Raw genomic sequence first — 3444 nt, 5'->3', positions numbered from 1 at the left:
AGGGGCGTTTTTCACGATCTACGTAATAGGCATATTCATGAGCTCGCTCATTGCCGCGATCGTTATAGTCTCCGCAAAGCGCATGGAGGACAGTTTCAACCTCGATATTGCTCCAGCCCGAGCGGCTATCTGTCCAACGCGCGTCGTAGAGGCCGTCGAACCTGTAGGCGCCCTTGTCGTAATGCAGAGCTATAAGGCCAGGAGTGTCCAGATGGACCGCCGGATCCACCAGCAGGCCGGCTTGCTCAAGATTGCCATCGGCCGTGCCTGCCCCCTCAAACGAAGGCGAGCGATGGACTGGCGCACCGACTTCACCGAACGCCATATGCCACAGCACCCCACTGACACAGGCACCTCCAGCCTGCTTGTCGTAGAAGAATGGTACGAGGGAACTCGCACCCTGCCCCGGAAGCGGAAGCCGCAGCAGGTTTGCCAAGGCAAAGGTCGGGCCGCGCTGAAACTGCTTTGGCTTGAAATTCTGAGCGGCCTTTTCGGCCAACGTCTCGATCACTTTCCTAACTGACCACGGATCGTAATCGCTGTTGGTTCCAAACGGTCGATAGGGCGCACTCTCACCAGATGCGATCGCGATCTTCTCCCCCTCGCGAAGCTGCCGTTCGAGTTCGATCTGGACGTCCATGCCTTCGTCCAGCATCTCAGGGAGACGCTGCGGAGCGGCGACTATATCCAGGGCCTTAACCTCGATGTAAAATTCGAGACTCTTCGGCTTTCCGCTTCGCTCGGTTCGCAACTCGCATTTGAAATCGGGGCCCGGCTCTTTGCTCTCAGGGATTTTCTCGATCGAGAGATGGCCCGCCCCGCGCTCAAGCAGAAGTCGATAAACGAGAGCCTCTGAATAGACGTCGAACACCTGCCGAAAGACGTCGTGTCGGGGGCGGTTCGTCGTCGCTCCAAGCTTCTTCAGCATATCATCGACAAAGGTGCGCATCGATTTGCTGCGGAGCGCCTCGTCCTCCATCCGTCGGATCATCCCAAAGTCGAAGCAGGCAAGGGTGTAGTCGCGGGTGATGTCGTTGATCGCATGGATCTCGTCCAAGAGCGCGCATGCCAGCGGATACGCATGCTTGCGCGCTTGACCATAGAGCTCCAAGAAGCGCGGCTTGAACCTATCACCTGCCGAAACTGGATTCGAAAGGAGATTCAGCATTTCATCTGTCATCCGGCCAAGCGCAGCATCATGCGCATTGTCCGCGCGAATGCGCAGCACGTTGAGCCATTTCGTTTCAGGATAGCTCAGCGCAAACTCCGGTCTGCCTCGGTATGTTGAAACGTGCTGCGTAAAGGCGTCACCAAGATCTGTGGTAACCGCTGCATCACAGACAGGCGTGTTCGCAATCATGATCGCCCTGATATGTAGTTTGCTGAACCTATGGTGGGACCCTAGCACGGGATCGGGCAAGGCAGCTTGACCGTTTCGAATGTTCCCAGTGCAGATCGCCCACCCTACGCGCTGATCTGGCATGAGTGGGAACATTTGGAGGACGTCATGGCAGGTCATTGCTTCAAGATCGGAGACTTCTAAGCGAAGCCGTTCGACGTCCGCTCCTGGTCAGCACAACTCGTTCCTTGTTGGTCCCAGATGGGTCGATAGCTGTCCGACCGCTTCCGGACGTCTACCCTCGAAGCGCCGATCGGCGCGACCGGGCAGATATCGGGCGCTGTTCCAGCGTGGTCAGTAGTCTCGCGTGGTAGCAGGCGGCTGCATGAACTCGATCGTCGCGCCGTCAGGGCCAACAACGTAGATCACGCGCGTTCCAGCCCGCGCACCGCTTGCGATCGGCTGCGGAATGCCCTGCGCCTTCCAGCCGTAGGCGGCGATCCGAACCAGGAGCGCGTCGATGTCGTCGACCACGAGGGCCAGATGCGCAAAGCCCGGGTCGAACGGCTTGGCCGGAAGGGTTGGCGGATCCAGCCCCCGGTACTCCAGGAGTTCGATCGTCTGATTCGCCAGCGAGACGGTCGCCATGCGAACCTGTGCCCCATGCGCTCCCGTCACCTGACCGAGGAACTCGCCCCCCATCTCGCCGGTCCGCACAAGCTGCGCGCCGAGGCCGTCGACCCAGAACCGAAGAGCCTCATCGAGGGAGGCGACCGCGAAGCCGACGTGGTCGGCGCGGCGCACGTGGATGCTCGTGTGTTCCGTCATGCGGTCCGTCCTACCAGCAAGCGCGCCGTTCGTCTGCAAAGGGTCGAACGTGGGGACCGCTTCCGAATGTCCGCTTCCATGACGGTGGTCGGCTCAGTTGGGTGGAAACCGGCCTGTCGGGTTTGGGTCAACAACGCTGAGAAGCAGACATTCCGGAAGCGCAATCGTGTCGCCCGTCTCTACCCACGTAGAGTTGCTCATCGTTTAGCGACGGCCGTTCGTTCGACGAACCGATTTAGTCCGCTTGGCACGCACTACGTACGTATTTCCCCTAACGGTTGTTACTAATCTACCGTAAGTTTCGAACACGCCACGCGAGTGATGATCTGGTGTCACCACATTTCGCGAGCAAATACATGTCACGCATGAGAAAGGCGTTCTGGCTGACCAGCGCCTTGGCCGGCGGATCCATCCCGGCCAGCGCGCAGGCTGTCACCAACACCGTCACGTTCAACGGCACCGTCACGACGAACTGCACCATCGGCATCACCAACGGCACCGGCGTGATGACCACCAACGGCGCGCTCAGCAACCTCAGCTCCAAGAACCCCGGCGGCTCGCCTGCCAAGGTCACCATCACAACCACGGGCGGTGTGCGCGTCAGCCTGGATGCAGTCACCAGTGCGACCGCCCCCGCAGCCGATACGGGATCGACGACCTGGACGCCAGTCTACTCCATGAGCGGTGTCCAGACGGTGAGCGAGACGGGCGCCGCGACCTTGATGACCGGATCGGGCTTGACCAACATGGACATCCATCTGACCGGCACGAAGTCTAGCACGGACTCGTTCCGCGGGGGATCCTACGCCGCCACGGTGACGGTGCGATGCGAGTGAAGCGCGCCGCCATCCCGTCGATCCTGGTGCTGGCGGCCGTGCTGCTCGCTGGGGGCGCCCGGGCCCAGTCGCTGACCCCGATGCGCGGTGAGGTCCGAAGCGTCAGCGACGCCTTTGCGGTCCGCGTCTTTCCGTCCAACCCCTATGATCGGCCGATCCGCGTCGAGGTGCGCGTTTATGATCAGGACTTCACCCCGGTTGAAGGAGCCCGCGTCTCGGCCAGTCCCCTGATGCTGGCGCCGGAAGGCTCGCGTCCCGTGATCGTCACGATCCCGTTTGCAGGAGAGGCCACGCGCAAGGTGCGCGTCTGCGCCGAGAGCATTCCTTTCCCCAACTCGCAAACCCAGGTGAGGGCCCAGATATGCGGCAAGTTCCTCGGCAAGCGCTTGTCCTGATCGGAGCGAGCCTGACGGCACTCGGCCTCACGGCCGCGCTGGCCGC

4 protein-coding genes are annotated in these 3444 nt (G+C 61.2%); 2 read left to right on the top strand and 2 right to left on the bottom strand.

Annotation, left to right across the window (positions count from 1 at the left end):
- Positions 1–1360 (bottom strand): hypothetical protein (locus tag AUL35_RS21210; RefSeq protein ID WP_156418147.1); only part of this gene is annotated, 1360 nt, incomplete at its 3' end.
- A gap of 333 nt (positions 1361–1693) precedes the next feature.
- Positions 1694–2167 carry a VOC family protein gene (locus AUL35_RS21205; protein ID WP_062018569.1) on the bottom strand — a complete coding sequence of 158 codons (474 nt, stop codon included), beginning with the start codon at positions 2165–2167 and terminating at the stop codon, positions 1694–1696.
- A 356-nt stretch (positions 2168–2523) separates the two neighbouring features.
- Here AUL35_RS21205 and AUL35_RS21200 point away from each other — a divergent pair, with 356 nt between their 5' ends.
- A complete protein-coding gene (locus AUL35_RS21200) occupies positions 2524–3003 on the top strand; it encodes a hypothetical protein (protein WP_062018567.1) in 480 nt (159 codons plus the stop codon).
- Positions 2994–3398 carry a hypothetical protein gene (locus AUL35_RS21195; RefSeq protein ID WP_062018565.1) on the top strand — a complete coding sequence of 135 codons (405 nt, stop codon included), beginning with the start codon at positions 2994–2996 and terminating at the stop codon, positions 3396–3398. The genes AUL35_RS21200 and AUL35_RS21195 overlap by 10 nt, the downstream gene beginning before the upstream one ends.
- Positions 3399–3444: the final 46 nt, after the last annotated feature.

The sequence above is a fragment of the Aureimonas sp. AU4 genome (genome assembly GCF_001463765.1).
Lineage (GTDB): Bacteria > Pseudomonadota > Alphaproteobacteria > Rhizobiales > Rhizobiaceae > Aureimonas.
The sequence above is the reverse complement of the archived record's forward strand: the minus strand, read 5'-3'. Positions and strand labels throughout refer to the sequence as shown.

Coding starts and splice junctions, on each gene's coding strand:
- AUL35_RS21205 (WP_062018569.1), bottom strand. CDS start 2,167: ATGACGGAACACACGAGCATCCACGTGCGCCGCGCCGACCACGTCGGC.
- AUL35_RS21195 (WP_062018565.1), top strand. CDS start 2,994: ATGCGAGTGAAGCGCGCCGCCATCCCGTCGATCCTGGTGCTGGCGGCC.
- AUL35_RS21200 (WP_062018567.1), top strand. CDS start 2,524: ATGTCACGCATGAGAAAGGCGTTCTGGCTGACCAGCGCCTTGGCCGGC.